This is a genomic window from Streptomyces stelliscabiei (assembly GCF_014873495.1).
Lineage (GTDB): Bacteria > Actinomycetota > Actinomycetes > Streptomycetales > Streptomycetaceae > Streptomyces > Streptomyces bottropensis.
Genome location: NZ_JADBGF010000001.1, coordinates 4,116,219 through 4,132,645, shown reverse-complemented (window position 1 = coordinate 4,132,645; position 16,427 = coordinate 4,116,219). Strand labels below are relative to the sequence as shown.

At 74.0% G+C, this 16,427-nt stretch carries 14 protein-coding genes and 1 tRNA gene; 5 read left to right on the top strand and 10 right to left on the bottom strand.

Annotated features, from left to right (window positions below; genetic code table 11):
- The first annotated feature begins 108 nt into the window (after positions 1-108).
- Positions 109-1,215, top strand: coding sequence for an LLM class flavin-dependent oxidoreductase (locus H4687_RS18240; protein ID WP_046917484.1), 1,107 nt, complete (start codon positions 109-111; stop codon positions 1,213-1,215).
- Here H4687_RS18240 and H4687_RS18235 read toward each other — a convergent pair.
- Positions 1,206-3,086, bottom strand: a complete 1,881-nt coding sequence (locus H4687_RS18235; RefSeq protein ID WP_078907445.1) for a putative bifunctional diguanylate cyclase/phosphodiesterase — start codon at positions 3,084-3,086, stop codon at positions 1,206-1,208. The genes H4687_RS18240 and H4687_RS18235 overlap by 10 nt on opposite strands.
- A gap of 350 nt (positions 3,087-3,436) precedes the next feature.
- On the opposite strand from H4687_RS18235, the gene H4687_RS18230 reads away from it, so the two are divergent.
- The gene (locus H4687_RS18230) at positions 3,437-4,843 is read left to right on the top strand and encodes a M6 family metalloprotease domain-containing protein (protein WP_050399235.1); all 1,407 of its coding nucleotides are present in this window, start codon (positions 3,437-3,439) and stop codon (positions 4,841-4,843) included.
- Positions 4,844-4,946: 103 nt separating this feature from the next.
- Here H4687_RS18230 and H4687_RS18225 read toward each other — a convergent pair.
- The 7 genes from H4687_RS18225 to H4687_RS18195 all read right to left on the bottom strand — a co-directional run bounded on the left by H4687_RS18225 (position 4,947) and on the right by H4687_RS18195 (position 11,676).
- Positions 4,947-5,020, bottom strand: a tRNA-Lys gene (locus H4687_RS18225).
- Positions 5,011-5,688: a bifunctional DNA primase/polymerase gene (locus H4687_RS18220; RefSeq protein WP_097250103.1), complete on the bottom strand. Its 678-nt coding sequence runs from the start codon at positions 5,686-5,688 to the stop codon at positions 5,011-5,013. Before H4687_RS18220 ends, H4687_RS18225 begins: the two co-directional genes overlap by 10 nt.
- 335 nt (positions 5,689-6,023) lie before the next feature.
- Positions 6,024-6,386, bottom strand: a complete 363-nt coding sequence (locus H4687_RS18215; protein WP_020115524.1) for a hypothetical protein — start codon at positions 6,384-6,386, stop codon at positions 6,024-6,026.
- Positions 6,387-6,583: 197 nt separating this feature from the next.
- A complete protein-coding gene (locus H4687_RS18210; RefSeq protein ID WP_046917692.1) occupies positions 6,584-7,927 on the bottom strand; it encodes an AAA family ATPase in 1,344 nt (447 codons plus the stop codon).
- Entirely contained in the window at positions 7,924-9,540 is a 1,617-nt protein-coding gene (locus H4687_RS18205) for a hypothetical protein (protein WP_046917693.1), read from the bottom strand. The genes H4687_RS18210 and H4687_RS18205 overlap by 4 nt, the downstream gene beginning before the upstream one ends.
- Positions 9,531-10,694, bottom strand: coding sequence for a hypothetical protein (locus tag H4687_RS18200; protein ID WP_046917694.1), 1,164 nt, complete (start codon positions 10,692-10,694; stop codon positions 9,531-9,533). Before H4687_RS18200 ends, H4687_RS18205 begins: the two co-directional genes overlap by 10 nt.
- The gene (locus tag H4687_RS18195; protein WP_046917695.1) at positions 10,645-11,676 is read right to left on the bottom strand and encodes a phosphatase PAP2 family protein; all 1,032 of its coding nucleotides are present in this window, start codon (positions 11,674-11,676) and stop codon (positions 10,645-10,647) included. The genes H4687_RS18200 and H4687_RS18195 overlap by 50 nt, the downstream gene beginning before the upstream one ends.
- Positions 11,677-11,878: 202 nt before the next feature.
- On the opposite strand from H4687_RS18195, the gene H4687_RS18190 reads away from it, so the two are divergent.
- Complete coding sequence (locus H4687_RS18190) at positions 11,879-12,478, top strand: histidine phosphatase family protein (protein WP_046917696.1); 600 nt, start codon at positions 11,879-11,881, stop codon at positions 12,476-12,478.
- 27 nt (positions 12,479-12,505) lie between these two features.
- Here H4687_RS18190 and H4687_RS18185 read toward each other — a convergent pair whose 3' ends face one another.
- A complete protein-coding gene (locus H4687_RS18185; RefSeq protein ID WP_046917697.1) occupies positions 12,506-14,017 on the bottom strand; it encodes a hypothetical protein in 1,512 nt (503 codons plus the stop codon).
- A gap of 258 nt (positions 14,018-14,275) precedes the next feature.
- Between H4687_RS18185 and H4687_RS18180 the strand changes: the two genes are divergently transcribed.
- Positions 14,276-14,650, top strand: coding sequence for a hypothetical protein (locus tag H4687_RS18180; RefSeq protein ID WP_005486548.1), 375 nt, complete (start codon positions 14,276-14,278; stop codon positions 14,648-14,650).
- Positions 14,651-14,816: 166 nt separating this feature from the next.
- A complete protein-coding gene (locus tag H4687_RS18175) occupies positions 14,817-15,695 on the top strand; it encodes a spermidine synthase (RefSeq protein ID WP_046917698.1) in 879 nt (292 codons plus the stop codon).
- Positions 15,696-15,825: 130 nt separating this feature from the next.
- Here the strand turns inward: H4687_RS18175 and H4687_RS18170 are convergent, their stop codons facing one another.
- Entirely contained in the window at positions 15,826-16,371 is a 546-nt protein-coding gene (locus tag H4687_RS18170; protein WP_097250106.1) for a hypothetical protein, read from the bottom strand.
- Between the last annotated feature and the right edge of the window lie 56 nt (positions 16,372-16,427).

Below are 16,427 nucleotides of genomic sequence, written 5' to 3'. Positions count from 1 at the left end.
CGGGGGCGAGGGAATAACCGGAGTCACCCTCCTGTTACCCCACCCCGTACGCGCGCACCCCGCACGAACCCCGGCACCGAACCCCCGCACGCCCCAGGAGGCCCCACCGTGACCACAGCCGAGATACGAGGCGAAGCCAAGGGCAGCGCCCCGGTCCCCCTCTCCGTCCTCGACCTGGTCACCGTGGGCGCCGGCCGCACCGCCACGGACGCCCTCCGCACCAGCGTCACCCTCGCCCGCCAGGCCGAAGCCCGCGGGTTCCACCGCTACTGGGTCGCCGAGCACCACTCCATGCCTGGCGTGGCCTCCTCCTCGCCCGCCGTGATCCTCGCCCACCTCGCCGCCCACACCACCCGCATCCGCCTGGGCTCGGGCGGCGTGATGCTCCCCAACCACGCCCCCCTGGTCATCGCGGAGCAGTTCGGCACGCTGGAGGCGATGGCCCCCGGCAGGGTCGACCTCGGCCTCGGCCGGGCCCCCGGCACGGACGGCGCCACCGCGGCCGCCCTGCGCCGCTCCGCCCGCCTCCACGAGGGCGCCGACGACTTCCCCGAGCAGCTCGCGGAGCTGACCCGCTTCCTGGACGACGACTTCCCCGACGGCCACCCCTACCGCCGTATCCACGCGGTCCCGGGTCCCGTCCAGAGCACCTCGCCCGGCGGCGTCCAGTCCCCGCACCGCCCCCCGATCTGGCTGCTCGGCTCCTCCGGCTTCAGCGCCCGGCTGGCCGGCTCCCTCGGCCTGCCCTTCGCCTTCGCCCACCACTTCTCCGCGCGGAACACGATCCCGGCGCTCGACCTGTACCGCGAGTCGTTCCGCCCCTCGCCGGTCCTCGACGCCCCGTACGCGCTGATCGGCGTCTCCGCCCTCGCCGCCGACGAGGAGAAGGAGGCCCGCCGCCAGGTCAGGGCCGCCGCCCTCAACATGGTCCGTCTGCGCACCGGCCGCCCCGGTCTGGTCCCGACACCCGAGGAGGCGGAGGCGTACGAGTTCAGCGCGGTCGAACAGGACTTCATCGACTCCTGGAACGCCGACGTCGTCCACGGCACCGTCGACGAGGTCCGCACCCGTCTCGACGACCTGCACAAGCGCACGGGCGCCGACGAGCTGATGCTCACCTCCCACGCCCACAGCCCCGACCTGCGCCTGCGCTCGTACGAACTGATCGCCGACGCCTACGACCTGCCGGGAGCCGGGGGCGCCCCTCAGGCCTGAGGGCAGGCCGCGGCCCCCAGCAGTTCCGCGATCCGTTCCGGCGACACCGCGCGGGAGTACAGCCACCCCTGCCCGGTGTCGCAGCCGAGTCTGCGCAGCCGGGAGGCCTGCGCGTCGGTCTCCACGCCCTCCGCCGTGACCGACAGCCCGAGCCGGTGGGCGAGCTGGACGAGCGCCTCGACGATGATCTCGTCGGCGGGGTTGGGCTGCCCGGAGTCCTGGTCGTCCCCCGCGGCGGGGCCCTCCTGCGCGCCCTCGTACTGGAACCCCCGGACGAACGCCCCGTCCAGCTTCAGCACCGACACCGGCAGCCGGCTCAGGTAGGCGAGGTTGGAGTACCCGGTGCCGAAGTCGTCGATGGCGATGCGTACGCCCATGTCGCTGAGGGCCCTGAGCGCCTGGAGGGGGCGGCCGGCGGAGCCCATGAGCGCGGACTCGGTCAGCTCCAGCTGCAGCAGATGCGGGGCGAGGCCGGTCTCCGCGAGGATCTCGGCGACGTCGGCGACCAGGTCGGAGTCCCAGACCTGGCGGACGGCCACGTTCACGCTGACGAAGATCGGCGCCCGGTCGGGGTGGTCGATCTGCCAGCGGCGGGCCTGCCGGCAGGCGGTGGCCAGAATCCACCGCCCGAGCTGGACGATCGAGCCGTCCTCCTCGGCCAGTGAGATGAACCGATTCGGCGTCAGCAGGCCGAACTGCGGGTGATGCCAGCGCACCAGCGCCTCGACCCCGCGCACCTCGCCCTGCGCCATGCCCACCAGCGGCTGGTACTCCAGGACGAACTCGCCCCGCCCGACGGCCGCCCGCAGGGTGGACGACAGGGCCTGACGGGTCATCCGGTGGGCGTTGCGCTCCGGGTCGAACAGCGTCCAGCGGGCCTTGCCGTCGGCCTTCGCCCAGTACAGCGTCGTGTCGGCGGCCTGCATCAGCCCGGTCGCCGTCGTGCTCGTCGACTGCCGCTCGACGACCCCGATCGACGCGGAGACCGACAGCCGCTGACCGGCCAGGTCGAAGGGCGCCTGCAGCGCCTTGAGGACCGAGTCGGCCAGGTCGGCGAGCTGCTCCGTGCCGGTGGAGTCCTCCACCAGCAGCGCGAACTCGTCACCGCCGAGTCTGGCCACCAACGGCGCCCCGGCGGTCGTACCGGCCTTGCGCTGGAGGGCGGCCTCGTCGGCGCACCGGGTGAGCCGCTCGCCGACGGCCGCGAGGAGCCGGTCGCCGACACGGTGGCCGAGGGTGTCGTTGACCGCCTTGAACCCGTCCAGGTCCAGATAGACCAGGCCGATCCGCCCGGTGCCGACCTCGTCGTAGGCCTCCCGTTCGAGGGCGGCGGAGAGTTGTTCGAAGAAGAGGGTGCGGTTGGGCAGCCGGGTCACCGGGTCGTGCATCTGCAGGTGACGGAGCCTGGCCTGAAGCTGACGGGTGGCGCTGATGTCGGCGACCGAGAGAAGCACCGCCCGCTCCTCCTCAGGCAGCGGAGCCACCGACACCTGGACCCACAGCCAGGTGCCGTCGGGCTGTTTGAGCCGGCGCGTACAACGCAGCCGGGCCTGCCTGCCGCGCAGCACCTCGCGGTACGCGTGCCAGGTGCGGGTGTCCGAGGCGAGGTCCACCAGATCGGCGGCGACCCGCCCGGCCAGCGGTTCCGCGCCCGTGCCGAGCAGGGTCCCCATCGCCCCGTTGGCGGTGACGACCAGCCCGTCGCGGTCGACGACGGCCATGGCCAGCGGCGCGACGGAGAAGGCGGCGGGTGTCGTGGGACTCTCCTCCGACGACCGTGTCGGCTGAGCTGACGCATTGGCGTGACGCTCTGTGATCGCCGGCCGGGCGAGGTCTGGCGCGGGCGCCGGCCCTTGGGACGTTCCGCTCACCGTTCGCTCCCGCAGTGCACTCGTTTTCGTACGGATCTCATGTGTCTCGTCGGAGCGGCCGAACCGGTACGTAGGGGCGCTCAAGCCGTGTCCGTGCAGGAAAGTGTGCCGATCATAGAGGCTGCCCCCAAGGCCTTCCAGCCACTCTCCAGTCTCCCTGAACAACGACCAGATCTGACAGATCGTTTCTGCCCCGAGCTGAACGGCTTCCCCGCTCCGTCGACCGCTTGTGACGTTCCGTGAGTGTCCGGGGTGTCGGCCATCAGGGGTCATCCGGCTCCCTCTCGCCTCGTCCTCACCCTTCTGGTGCAGACAAACAGGGCAAAGTACTACTAATTCAGAAAATCTGGATGCGGTATCCACAAGATCCGCATCCGGAGGTCTCCGTGCAGCGTCCGCTCCTCTGGAAGGAACTCCTCGGCGACCGGGCGCCCGCTCTGCGCAGTACAGCGGCCATGCTCACCTCCCTCACCGCGCTCGCCGCGACCTCCCTGATCGCGGCCCCCTCCGCCGTGCCGCTGTCGGAGCCGTGCACGCTGCGACGCACCCAGGCGCACCACTCGGAGGGTCTCGACACCTGGAACTCCGCGTATCCGCGCCCCACCCGCGACCTCGACGCCGTACTCGTATTCTTGTCATTCCCGGACGCGGCCCCTCTCACCACACCGGCCGAGCTGACCGCGGATCACTTTCCGGCCACCAGTGAGTTCTTCGAACGCGCGTCGTACGGCAAGTTCGCGCTCCACCCCCATCCGCGCCGTGAGTGGCTGGAGATGCCCAGGCCGTCGACGGCGTACGCCATACGACGTGACTGGAACGCGACGCACCGGGCCGCCTACCTCAGGGACGCGCTCGCCACGGCCGACCCGCACGTCGACTTCTCCCGCTACGACGTCGTGTACTTCGTCGCCGACCCGCACGCGCCCGGTGTCGACTCGGACGCGACGAAGGTGGTCAACCTCGAAACCCCGCTGGACATCGACGGGACGGGCCTTCGCCGGGTCGTCACCGTGTTCGAGCGGCACCCCCCGGACCGTCTCGTCCTCGCCCACGAGACAGGCCATGTCTTCGACCTCCCCGACCTCTACCACCGCCCCGCGGACGGCAAGGGCGACTGGGACACCCACGTCGGCGACTGGGACCTCATGGGCAGCCAGTTCGCCCTCGCCCCGGACCTGTTCGCCTGGCACAAGTGGAAGCTGGGCTGGCTGGAACCGCGCCAGGTGATGTGCGTACGGGGAGCGGGGAGCACCCGGTTGACGCTGGAGGCGGTCGGTGCGGGGCCGAGGGGGGCGTACGAGGGGGAGGCCGAAGGGGGCGGGACGGGCGAGGCCGGGGACGGTCAGGTCGTCGGGCGGGCGGGCGGCGGGGCCGGTGGCGGGGTGGTGGCCGGTGCCGGGGCGCGAGCCTTCGGCGCGGGACGGGGGACGAAGCTGGCGGTCGTCCGCACCGGTCCGGACAGCGTGCTCGCGATCGAGGCGCGCGGGGCGGTCGGCAACGACGGGTCCGTCTGCACGCAGGGCGTCCTCGTCTACCGCATCCGCGGCGGGACCGAGTCGGGCGGCGGCCCCATCGAGGTGCTCGACGCGCATCCGCGCACCGAGGCGTGCTGGGAGGAGTCCGTCTATCCGCCGCTGGCCGACGCCCCGGTGGCGGTGGGCGAGAGCTTCACGGTGCCGGGGGAGGACGTGCGGGTGACGGTGGAGGGGCGCACGGCGACGGGGGCCTGGACGGTGCGGATCACGACGGGGGTGTAGGGAGCGGGCGCAGGGGAGTGGGGGGTGCCGGAGCGCGGGGAGTGGTCGGTGCCGACGTGACGAAAGAAGCCCCCCGCTTCCGCGAGGGGCTTCTTTCGTGTCGTGCGCCGCCAGGGACTCGAACCCCGGACCCGCTGATTAAGAGTCAGCTGCTCTAACCAACTGAGCTAGCGGCGCCTGCTGACGTCGTAGACCTTAGCACCCTGATCGGCGGGAGGAAAAATCGATACGCGCACGGTCGCGGAGGCGCTCGCGCGGGCCGCCCGGACGGCCGCCCAGAGCACCACCTCGGGCCCCGGAAGCCAAGGTCGGCGGGTGTCCGGGGCGACGAGCCAGCGGGTTCCGAGCCGACTGGTTCCGGGTCCGTCCGGGGCGCCGCCGCAGCCCTCGCCGGTGTCGGTTCCGCCGTCCTCGGAGGCGGTGCGCAGCACGGCCGGGACGGTGACCGCGTCGCCGGTGCCGTGACAGAGGAGGGGCGGTACGGCTCCGGTGCGGCCGGGGGAGCCCCACTCCTCCCACTCCAGCAGGGTGGGGAGCCGTTGGGCGGTGCCGGGGGAGGCGAACAGCAGCATGCGCCCGCGGTGGACGGCGACCGGTCCGGAGCCGGGGCCCTCGCCCCACAGCCGGTCGAGCATGCGCCGCCCGAAGATCGCCGGCACGCTGACGACATCGAAGACGCTCCCGCACGGCAGCACCACCGGCGCGGACGGCCGCTCCTCCCACAGGGCAAGGGTGCTGCGCGGATACGTTCCTGCCGAGGCCAGCCAAGCCGCCCCGTCCGCCGTGACCCCCGCGACGTCGTCCCCGTCCTGCGGGTACCTGCCCGTCCCCACTCCAGCGCTCATGCATCCAGATCTACCGCCCGTGAGCGCCCGACTCCGGGCAGTTGCAGGAAACTGGGACGGGAGGTGGGCAAGTGGGGTATCTTGCCCACCCGGCATATGCCAGACGCTGTTTTCGGCCCCGTTCTCCCAGCTGCGGGCGGGTGTGCCGCACGGGCGGCGGGAGTGGCCGCGGCCTTGCGGGAGTGGCCGCCGGACGGCGAGAGTGGCGGCGGGCGCCCGTCGAGCGCCGGTGCACCACACCCGGCCGCGCTCGGACCGGGCTGGATCACCCGCCGCCGCGTCCGCGCGGCCCGTCCGTCCCCGGTCCTCGGATCATCCCGCCCCGCGATCCCCGCTCAGAGGGACTCCGGCCCGCTCACGTCCCGCCCCCGCAGCAGCTCCCGCCCGTACTCCACCATCTTCCTGGCGTAGTCCTCGGTCCACTCCGCCCGCTCCGCGATGTCCGCCGAGGTCAGCCGGTCGAACCGCCGGGGGTCCGCCAGCTGTGCCGCCGCGATCGCCTGGAACTCCACGGCCCGGTCCGCCGCCGCCCGGAACGCCTGCGCCAACTCCGTCGCCCGCGACAGCAGGGCCCGCGGATCGTCGATCGACTCCAGATCGAAGAAGTGCTCGGGATCGCCGGCCGCTTCCGCCGGCTCGAAGAGCAGGGGCGCGGGGCGTAGCCGCGGTTCGTTCCGACGCGACGTGGGCTCCGCCATGTCTTCTCCTCCTCGTACGACGGTTCGGTGGGCCGGTCCCCGGGGGTCTCCCGGGTGGAGGGCCACCGTCCATTCTCTCGTGACCGCGCAAGTGGGCACCGACCCTGCCCAGGCTCCCCACCCGCGGCCCCCCACACACCTACGTCCCGCAGGCGCCGCCCCGCTCAGTTCCGCCCGAGCCCGAAGGGGGAGGGGACCTACGGCCGCCAGCCCACCCGGTGCTCCGCCAGCTCCGCCAGCACCGCGTGGTTCGCCTCCCACCCGTCCGGGAACTTCACGGTCACCCCCAGCTGCACCGGCTCGGTCGAGGGATGGTCGTCGAGCAGGTCGGTGACGCCCGCCCGGCACACCACGACGCACGCGTGCCGGTGCCGGGAGGCGAGGACGCACAGCCGCCCGGTCTCCAGGTGGAACGCCGTCGCGTCGGGCCGCCCGGACAGCGGGTGCAGGACGACCGTGACGTCGTACTCCCGCCCCTGCAACCGGTTCGCCGTGTCCACGACCACGTCGCGGACGCCCAGCTCGGCCAGCGCGGCGCGCACCGCGGCGGCCTGGTCGCGGTGGGCCGTGCCGACGGCGATCCGGTCGGCGGTCAGTGGCACGGGCTCCTCGGACCGCTCGGAGGTGGCCGCCCCACCCCGGTCGAGGAGCCGCCGTACGACCAGGGCGACCGCACGCACCGCCTCCGGGTCGGTCCGTGGCGTGTGCCGAGCCGGCAGCTCCAGCAGCCCCCACCCCGACTCGGCCGCCTCGTCGATCACCCGGTCCGGACCGGAGCCGTCCGACGGCACCGCGAACCCGAGCCGCCGGTCCCCGTGGCCCGTACCGCTGCGGAAGGGGGTGAACGGATAGAACGCGTCGGACACCAGGGGCGCCGCCGACGCCGGAAGCCGCCACGACACCGGCAGCCGGTGCTGGGGCAGCTCGGGATTGTGGGCCAGCAGCGTCGTCACCGCCGAGGCCGACGGGTCGTACGACAGCCCCGCCCACTGCTCGCTGCCCACGATCGCGAACGGGTCCAACTGCCCGGGGTCGCCCACGAACAGCGCCCGCTCGAACAGCCCCGCCACGGCCAGCAGCGCGTCCGACCGCATCTGGTACGCCTCGTCGACGATCGCGTGCCGCCACGGCTCGACGCCCTTGACGTGCGCCCACTTCGCGGCCGTGGAGATCACCACGTCCAGCCCGGCCAGATCGGTCGCCTTCGTCGACTTCCGTACGTTCGCGAGTTCGTCCAGCGCCTTGTCGTACGGGTCGCTGTCGCTGCTGTGCAGCCGGCCGACCGGGAGGTCAGGGTCCTTCTCGGCGAGCCGGATCACCAGGTCGTCGACCTGCGCGTTCGTCTGCGCGATCACCATCAGCGGGCGCCCGGCGGAGGCGAGTTCGAGCGCGGCGCGGACGACGAGCGTCGACTTCCCGGCACCGGGCGGCGAGTCGACGACGACACCGCGCGCGTCGCCGTGCAGCGTGTCGCGCAGGATGGCGTCGGTGGCCCGGCCCGCCGCGGCCCCGGGGTCGAGCACGGCCTCGGTGGGGCTCACAGGACGTCCTCCTCGGTCACCGGGTCCGGCAGCGGCACGGCGCCGGGCTCACCCGGCGGCCCGCCGTGCGTCCACGGGGTCTCCTCCGGGTCCGGCAGCTTCGCCCCGCCCCGCTGGTCGTGCTCGAACAGGGTGAAACAGAGCGCGTCCCCCTTCTCGGGGACCGACCCCGCCTCCGGCTCCTTGCCCCGCCCCATCTTGTCCATGATCCGCAGCACCACTAGGCCGCCGTCCGGGCCCTCGCCCTCCGCGTCCGTCTCGTACCCCACGAACTCGGCCGTCTGCGGCTTCCCGCCCAGCGAGCGGTACACCTTCGCGCGCTCCCCGAGATGCGGCCGGTCCTCGGTCCGTACGGTGACCAGCGGCCGAGGGCTCGGCCGCTTGCCCTCGCTGTACGCCATCACGACGTCCGTGACCTCACCGGCGAACGCCTCCCCGGCCAGCCGCCGCCCGGCCATGACCAGGGGGTCGTCCAGGGCCTCCTGGGCGTCGAGCCGGGCCTGTTCCCGCTCGCGCGCGGCCAGTTTGTTCGCCGCCGTGACCGCGTCGTCGATCCGGGGCTGCGGGGGTTCCCCGGCGACGATCCGGTCCCGGTGGCCGGTGAAGGACCAGCGGTCGCGGGTCCACCGGTCGGCCGCGTGGGCGCCCTCCGGCAGGGCGCGCAGCAGGTCCAGGCCGTGCCAGACCGCGTCCCAGGTGGGCCGGGTGCGGCTCTCCACCAGGGCGCGGATCTCCCGCTCGGCGGCGGTCAGGGAGCCCAGCCGGTCGTCCGCCTCCAGACCGTCCTCGGCGGCGGCCAGCGCGAGCCGTGCCCGGTCGTACCGCTCGATGGCCGGGGCCAGCAGCCTGTTGTCGAACGCCGGGTCGGTCGCGGGCCCGGCGGGCGGGCACAGCAACTGGCCCTCGGCGTCCCGCGCCAGCTCGGCCCGCCGCGCCGCCACCTCCCCCGACTCCCCCTCCGGGGGGTCGATCCAGGCCAGCAGCGACCCCAGGTGCTGGTCCTCCACCCCGGACTGCCCGGTCGCCCAGTGCCGTGACAGCAGATCGGTCAGCGCGAGCAGCAGCGAGGAGCCCGGCACCCGCGCGCGCTCCCCGAAGTGGGTGAGCCACCGCCCGAGCAACGGCACGCGCGGCGGCGCCGGATGGGGAGCCTCCGGGTCCTGCTCGGCGGTGCGCCGGAACCGCATGGAGCGCCCGAGGAGCCGTACGAGATCGATGCCCGTCCGGCTCGGCAGGATCAACTGGGGGGCGTCCGCGCACAGTTCGACCTCGACCTTGACCCGCTTGCCGGTCTCCGGGTCGGTCTCGCTGCGTTCGGCGGCCTCCACGACGTCGGCGTACGAGTCCACGTACGGCAGCACGATGTCCGCCAGCTCGGCCAGGAACGCGAATCGCAGGTCGCGGTCGCGGGGCTGGGGCACCACCAGCAGCCGGGGCGCGTCCCGGTCGGTGCCGACGAGCGCGCCGAGCGGGGCCCCGGCCTCACCGGCGGTGGTGAGCGGCACGAGGACCAGGGGCCGGTCCGACAGATGTCGGTGCAGGACGGTGGCCGTGGGCTGGGCGCGGCCCGAGCTGACGGCTTCGAGGCGGGCGAGGGTGGTGATCAGCGACACGCGGCGCCCTCCCGTGCCGCGCCCGCGGTGCCGAGCGCCTCCGCCCGCAGCTCCGCCGCCCGGCGCAACGCCGCCACGGCGGGGTCGTCCGGGTCGCCGGCCCTGCCGTGGGCGGCCGCCAGGACCTCGTCGACCGTCGTGAGGCCGCCCAGCTCGGCGCGCGCGCCCCGGCCCAGGGAGGTCACCGCGCCCTCCGTACGGGAGCGGTCCCGGCAGTGGAAGGCCAGCTCGCAGGCGGCGAGACACTCGGGGGCGTAGGTGGCGGACAGCGCCTCGACGGCCGTCGTCAGCCGCTCGCGCGGGAGGTCGGTGGCGAAGCAGGTGCCCTCGGGGAGGGTGTCCGCGATCTCCTCGATCCGGGTCAGCCGTGTCAGCTGCCGGCGGGTGACCGCCCGCTGCTTGCGGATGTCCACCGCGGCGGCCGTCGGGAGGTTGGAGAAGTCCCTGGGGCAGACGAGCAGCACCCGGTGGCGGACCTCGGGCGCGGGGGCGCCCTCGCGCGTCGCGCCGCCGAGCCGGGCGGCGACCTCCTCCAGGGCCAGCACGTACACCGCGGACTGGCGGGCCGCCGCGCTCACCTTCGCCGCGTCCGCCGAACCGTCCAGCATCGGGAAGGACTTGATCTCCACGACCGACCAGGTGCCGTCGGGGTGGACCACCACCGCGTCCGGCTCCAGGAACGCGGGCGTACCCGCGACGTCGAGCGCGAGCATCGGGTGGTCGAGCAGCGTCCAGCCGCCGGTGTCGGTGGCCTCGCGCAGCGCCAGGGCCGTGCGGGCGGCGCGGCCCTCGGGGCCCACGGCCGTGAGGTCGGGGACCGAGGCCGAGGCCGGGGGCTCGGCGCCGGGGTCCAGTCTCTCGTGCACCAGCCGCAGCAGCTCGGCGCCGCCGTCCGCCTTGACGCGGGCCTCGAAGGCGTTGCCCCGCATGAAGGCGAACTGGGACTGGCCGAAGGCGGAGGGCGAGCCGAGCGCGTCGGCCAGCACCGCCTTGTTCACCCCGGCGCCGTCCAGCAGCGCGCGGCGCTCACAGCCCGGGTTGGCAGCGAGCGCGGCGAGGGCGCGCGCGTCCAGCGCCTTGGGGGGGACCTCGGGGCCGCGCAGCTCAGCGAGCCGCTGCCGCAGCGCCGTCCCCTGCTTCCGCGGGGACGGCACCCGGCTCGGGCTCGATGATCCGCTGCCGTGGAATTCGCTCACCCGGGGAAGTCTGGCACTCCCCACTGACAATGGGGGAGACCGAGCCCCGCGAGGCGGCGGTGGCGGGAGCGACGGGCTCCTCCGCGGGCCGTCCGCCGAAGCCGCCGAACCGGTCCTCGGCCGCCGCCGCGAGTCCGAGCGCCGCCCGGCACCGGTCCGCGGTCCGCAGCACCAGCGGTGTCAGCAGCAGACCCGCCCCCATCACGGCGGCGCCCGCCACCGCGTCGAGGAAGTAGTGGTTCGCGGTGCCCATCACCACGATCGTGGTGATCAGCGGGTACGCGACGGCTGCCGTCCGCACCAGGCGCGAGCCGCTCCCGAAGCGCCACAGGATCACCCCGCACCACAGGGCCCAGCCGACGTGCAGGCTCGGCATCGCCGCGTACTGGTTGGTCATGCCGCCCAGCCCCCGGGGCGCGCTGGCCTCGCCGCCCCACCAGCCCCACGCGCTGTACTGGGCCATCGTGTCGACGAAGCCGTGGGCGGGGTCCAGCAGCCGGGGCGGGCAGGTGGGGAGCAGGGTGAAGCCGATGAGACCGATGAAGGTGGAGGTCAGCAGCCAGGTGCGGGCCGCGCGGTAGCGCACGGCGCGGGACCGGAACAGCCAGACCAGCAGCGCGGGCGTGACCAGGTAGTGCAGCGACGCGTACCAGAAGTCGGCGGGTATCCCGATCCAGGGCTCCCGGGTGAACAGGCGGTTCAGCGGGTGCTCGGCGTCGAGCCACAGGGCCTTCTCGATCCGCAGGATCGACAGACCGTGGTCGACGGCGTGGGCGGTGTCACCGCGCGCGAGGAGCCGGCCGGCCGAGTAGGCCCCGTACACCAGCAGGATCAGCGGCAGCTCGGTCCACCAGCGGGGCCGCGCGGCCGGCGCCTCCTCGGTAACCGGTGCGCCGGTCCTTCTGGTAACCGGTGCCTCGGTCGCCTCGGTCTGCGGCATCCGACGTCTCCCCCATCTGCGTGCCTCGGTGGTCACCTGCGTGCGGTGTTCATCCATATGTGGTTCGGCTGTGGCCCTTGTGCAAGACGATGTCCAAGACGCACAGATCGCCTCCCGGGTTGCCCCCCGACAGCGTGAGCGATGATGGACGCATCCGCCTCCCCATTCTTCCTTCTCGCAGAAGGCCCCCGAAAGGTCGCTCATGGCACCGCGCATCCTGCTGGCCCGACACGGACAGACGGAATGGTCCCTGCTCGGGAAGCACACCGGCAGGACGGACATCCCGCTCCTCGAAGAGGGCCGGCGCGGTGCCAAGCTTCTCGGGGAGCGCCTGCACCGGGCACCCCTGGACGGGCTGCCCGGCGTCGACGTCAGGACGAGTCCCCTCTCCCGCGCGCGTGAGACCTGCGATCTGGCGGGCTTCGGCGACCGCGCCACCGAGTGGGACACGCTGATGGAGGTGGACTACGGGGCGTACGAGGGGCTGACCCCCGCCGAGATCCAGACCTTCCGGCCCGGCTGGCTCATGTGGCGTGACGGTGTTCCCGAGGGGGAGACCCTCGAACAGCTCTCCGCGCGCGCGGACGAGGTGGTCGCGTGGGCGCGTTCCGCCGAACGCGACGTCCTCGTCTTCGCCCACGGGCACGTCCTGCGCTCCATAGCCGCGCGCTGGCTGGGCCTCGACCTCACCTTCGCCGCCCGGATCCGCCTCAGCCCCACGTCCCTGTCGGTCCTCGGCTGGGCCTACGGCGACCCGGCGATCGAGTCCTGGAACGACACCGGGCACCTGGCGGGCCACTGACGGACCCCGGCGGCCGGGGACGGCCCGCTACGCCGTCCGCGCGACCCCCGCGTGCCGTTCCAGGAACGCCGACACCCCCGTGGCCCGGCGGTGCGGCAGGAGCACCCGGGCCGTGCCCGCCAGCATCTGCTGGACGCGGGAGGACTGGACCTCGTCGAGGAGGTCGAGGACCCGCATGCCGGCCGCCGCGGCCTCGTCGGGCCGGCCCCCGCGCGCGAGGTCGTCGGCCAGTTCGGCCGTGTAGAGCGCGATGTTCCGGGTGAAGTGCGGGTTCTGCAGACCGGCCGCCCGGCGCGCGTGCCGGGCCGCCCGGGGCCAGTCGCCCAGCGTGGACCAGCACTGCGCCTCCAGGCCCTCCAGCTCGGCCTCCCCGTAGAAGCTCATCCACTCCGGGTCGGCCTCGGCGGCGCCCCGTCCGTACAGGGCGTGCGCCCGGGCCAGCGCCTGCTCGCACCCGGTGCGGTCGGCGAGCCCCGCCCAGCCGCCCGCCTCCCGCAGCGCCAGCAGGGACATCAGCCGGGGCGACCCGAGCGGCCGGGCGACCCGCTGCGCGGCCTGCGCCGCCCGTACCGCCTCGCGCGGCCGGCCCGCGTCGCGCGCGAGGAACGCCGTGTTGCAGAACGCGTGCGCCTCCAGACCCGGGTCCCCCGACATCCGGGCCGTCGCGAGCGCCTCCGCGTAGTGCGAGCGGGCGTCGTCGAAGCGCCCGGAGTCGTGGGCCAGCCAGCCCACGGAGATGGCCAGTTCCCCGGCTCCCGCGTACAGCCGGTCGGCGGTGGCCTGCCGGGTGGTGCCCGCGTCGAGCAGCGCGTACGCCGCCCGCAGCGGTGCCGAGGCCCTGCGGTACAGCCCGTCGGCCCCGTGCCGGTCGTCCAGCAGCCGGATCTTGCGCACGGCGGCTTCGAGCGCCCCCGCTTCCCCCGTGCCCGCCCGGTGGACGGGGCGGTCGGCGGCCGAGGCCGCGCCCCCCAGGGTGAAGGGGCCGAGCGAGGCGGCCGCCATCGCGGCGGTACCCCCGGTCATGAATGCGCGACGTTGCACGTCGCTCTCCTCGTGGTTCCGGTACGTGTGCTGCGTGCCCCGCCGGCCGCGCACATAGCCCGTGTCGCCCCGCGGGTCCTGCATGTCGTACATCTCTTGCGTGTCATACGGCTCGTACGTCCCTTCCGTCTCACCCCTCACTCCGGGTGCGGGGTGAGAACGGCTCTCGTTGCGAGGGGAGGGCGCGTCCTCGGCGGCGCGCGCCCCCCGACCGCGTACCTCCGCGCGGGGCGCGAACCCCAGGTCGGTCAGTGTCCGGCCGGGGAACATGTGCAGGAACACCCGTTCGTAGGCGTAGTTGGGGCAGCGGATCTCGCCCGACTCGACCCGCCCGACGTAACGAGCGTCACAGCTCACCCGCTCGCCGATCTCCAGCGCGGCCCGCCGCACCGCCGAGGCGAACTCGCCCGGCGAACGCTGCCCGCGCAGCCGTCTGAAGGCGAGGTTCGGCCGCTGTGGCCGGGGGAACTGGGACGAGGTCACCGATGACGACGTCATGGCCGGGCCCTCTCTCGCGAACCGTCGAACCATGCCGGATTCAGGAGGACTTGTGTGCGTGCTGCACGGTTGGTTCCGCTGTGTCCGGCGGGGCAAGAACGTACCCGCCCGATCGAGGCCCCCACGCGAGGTTTGGCTACAAACCGGATATCTCATCCCGGATATGCCATGAACTGCCATCCTTTGCGGCGCAGTTTCGCCGTAGCCGTTGACGGGGCGGCGCGTTGGGCAGGGGGCTGGTAGGCGTGGGAGGCCCGGATGAAGAACCACGAACCCCGTTCCGAGTGCGACCTGGTGACCGTGCCCGCGCGGCAGGGGCTGGAGGCGGTCGACATCCTCCGCCGGGGCGCCCTCGACGTGGTGGGGCCCGTCATGGCGGTCGGGCCGGTACTGCACGACGACACCTGCGACACCCTCGGGTTCCTGGTGCCGCCCGGTACGGCCGACGCGTGGGACGTACCGGGGAGCACGTGCACGCAGAGCGACGGGCGCGGGGCGGTCCTGGTCCCCGCGGACGGGGCGGACTGGCTGCTGCCGCCGGGGGAGGCGGACCTCGCGACGGATCCGGCGGTGCTGCGCGCCGCGCTGGGCGAGGCGGCGCGGTTGATCGAGGCGGCGGACAACTGCCGTTGAGGTGCGCGTCCTCGACGTAGGGCTTCCGGGTGTCGGCGGGTGCGGATTCGTCGTGGCTTGTCGCGCCCACGCGGCGGAGCCGCATATGTCAGAGCCCCGCGCCCCTGAAGGGGCCCTTCCAGGTGCCCGGTGCGTCGTGGGGCCCTCCACCCTCGATAATGGGTGAATGGGCAGGTCGAAGAAGGGGCAGGGGCAGGGGCGGCGTGGGCAGGGGGCCGACGCGGTCGTCGAGGAGGTCGACGGGGGGCTCGCCGAGCTGCTGCCGGACCGGGACCGGCCCCGGGCGTGGACGTTGCTGGTCGACGGGGCGCCGCAGTCGCACGTCGATCTCGACGATCCCGCGTATCTGTCGTTCGAGTACCAGCGCCGGATCGGGCACGTCATCGATCTCGTCGCCCCGGCCGGCCGGCCCGTGCACGCCGTGCACCTCGGCGGAGGCGCCTTCACCCTCGCCCGGTACGTCGCCGCCACGCGCCCCCGCTCCACCCAGCAGGTCGTCGAGCGGGACGCGGCCCTCGTCCGGCTGGTCCGGCGCGAACTGCCCCTGGACCCCAACGCGCGCGTACGCGTGCGGTCCACGGACGCGCGCGAGGGGCTCGCGAAGGTGCCCGACGGGTGGGCGGACCTGGTCATAGCGGATGTGTTCAGCGAGGCTCGCACTCCGGCGCATCTGACGTCGACGGAGTTCCTCACGGAGGTGCGGCGGGTGGTCAAGCCCGACGGGTACTACGCCGCCAACCTCGCCGACGGCCCGCCGCTGGCCCATCTGCGCGGCCAGATCGCCACCGCCGCCGTCGTCTTCCCGGAACTGGCGCTGATCGCCGACCCCACCGTGCTGCGGGGCAGACGGTTCGGCAACGCGGTGCTCGTCGCCTCCGGCCTGCCCCTGCCCGTCGCCGAACTGACCCGCCGCGCCGCCTCCGACCCGCACCCCGGCCGGGTCGAACACGGCAGGGCGCTCACCGACTTCACGGGCGGGGCCCAGCCGGTGACGGACGCGGGCGCGGTGGCCTCACCCGCGCCGCCGTCGTCGGCGTTCCGCTGAGGTTCCCCGATTTCCAGAAGTAACGGCCCTGAGGGCGCCGCTTCGTGGACGCCTCGCTTCGTGGACGCGTCGGCCCGTGGGACGCGTCGGCCCGTGGGACGCGCCGGCTCGCGGGAGGCGCCGCTCCTCCTCAGAAGTTCTGCACGTCCACCCGGGGCGCGCTGTCGTGCCAGGTGCAGAACACCGACACCCGGTCCGCGCCGGCGGCGAAGTCGACCCGGATCCAGGTCTCCGTCTTCCACACCTGCATCGACCAGCCCGAGCCGGGTGTCGCCGACACGAGCGTCGCGTACTGCTCGCCGAGCGAGAGGACGACCCGGCCGCCCTCGGTGTCGTACGCCTTGATCTCGCCCTCATCGGCCGGGGCGCCGGTGCTCGGACCGGGGCCGGGCTCCGCGGACCCCGGCGGCTGCGAGGGGGTGGGGGACGGCTCGTCCGCGTCGCGCCTCGCCGGTGCCCTGGCGCTCTTCGAGGGCTCCGGCAGGGGCGCCGTGGTGACCGGCGTCGGGGCTGCCTCGGCCCGTGCGTCGGCGGCCGTGATGGGCAGGGCGCGGGGCGGGTCGTAGGCCGTGCCGGCCATCACCGTGTGGACGCCCCACCACGTCACCGTGACCGCCGCGCCCGTGGCGAGCAGCCAGGCCAGTACGTGTAGGAGTCCTCTGCGCATCGCGGCCATCCTGCCCCACGCGCCCCGGCGGTGTCGTGGGGCAGGGGGTCGCCGGTCCGTTCACG

What these genes read in the sequence shown, in the direction of transcription:
- H4687_RS18180 (WP_005486548.1), top strand. Translation starts at nt 14,276, where the DNA reads ATGAAGAACCACGAACCCCGTTCCGAGTGCGACCTGGTGACCGTGCCC.
- H4687_RS18220 (WP_097250103.1), bottom strand. Translation starts at nt 5,688, where the DNA reads ATGAGCGCTGGAGTGGGGACGGGCAGGTACCCGCAGGACGGGGACGAC.
- H4687_RS18215 (WP_020115524.1), bottom strand. Translation starts at nt 6,386, where the DNA reads ATGGCGGAGCCCACGTCGCGTCGGAACGAACCGCGGCTACGCCCCGCG.
- H4687_RS18190 (WP_046917696.1), top strand. Translation starts at nt 11,879, where the DNA reads ATGGCACCGCGCATCCTGCTGGCCCGACACGGACAGACGGAATGGTCC.
- H4687_RS18175 (WP_046917698.1), top strand. Translation starts at nt 14,817, where the DNA reads ATGGGCAGGTCGAAGAAGGGGCAGGGGCAGGGGCGGCGTGGGCAGGGG.
- H4687_RS18170 (WP_097250106.1), bottom strand. Translation starts at nt 16,371, where the DNA reads ATGGCCGCGATGCGCAGAGGACTCCTACACGTACTGGCCTGGCTGCTC.
- H4687_RS18195 (WP_046917695.1), bottom strand. Translation starts at nt 11,676, where the DNA reads ATGCCGCAGACCGAGGCGACCGAGGCACCGGTTACCAGAAGGACCGGC.
- H4687_RS18185 (WP_046917697.1), bottom strand. Translation starts at nt 14,017, where the DNA reads ATGACGTCGTCATCGGTGACCTCGTCCCAGTTCCCCCGGCCACAGCGG.
- H4687_RS18230 (WP_050399235.1), top strand. Translation starts at nt 3,437, where the DNA reads ATGCGGTATCCACAAGATCCGCATCCGGAGGTCTCCGTGCAGCGTCCG.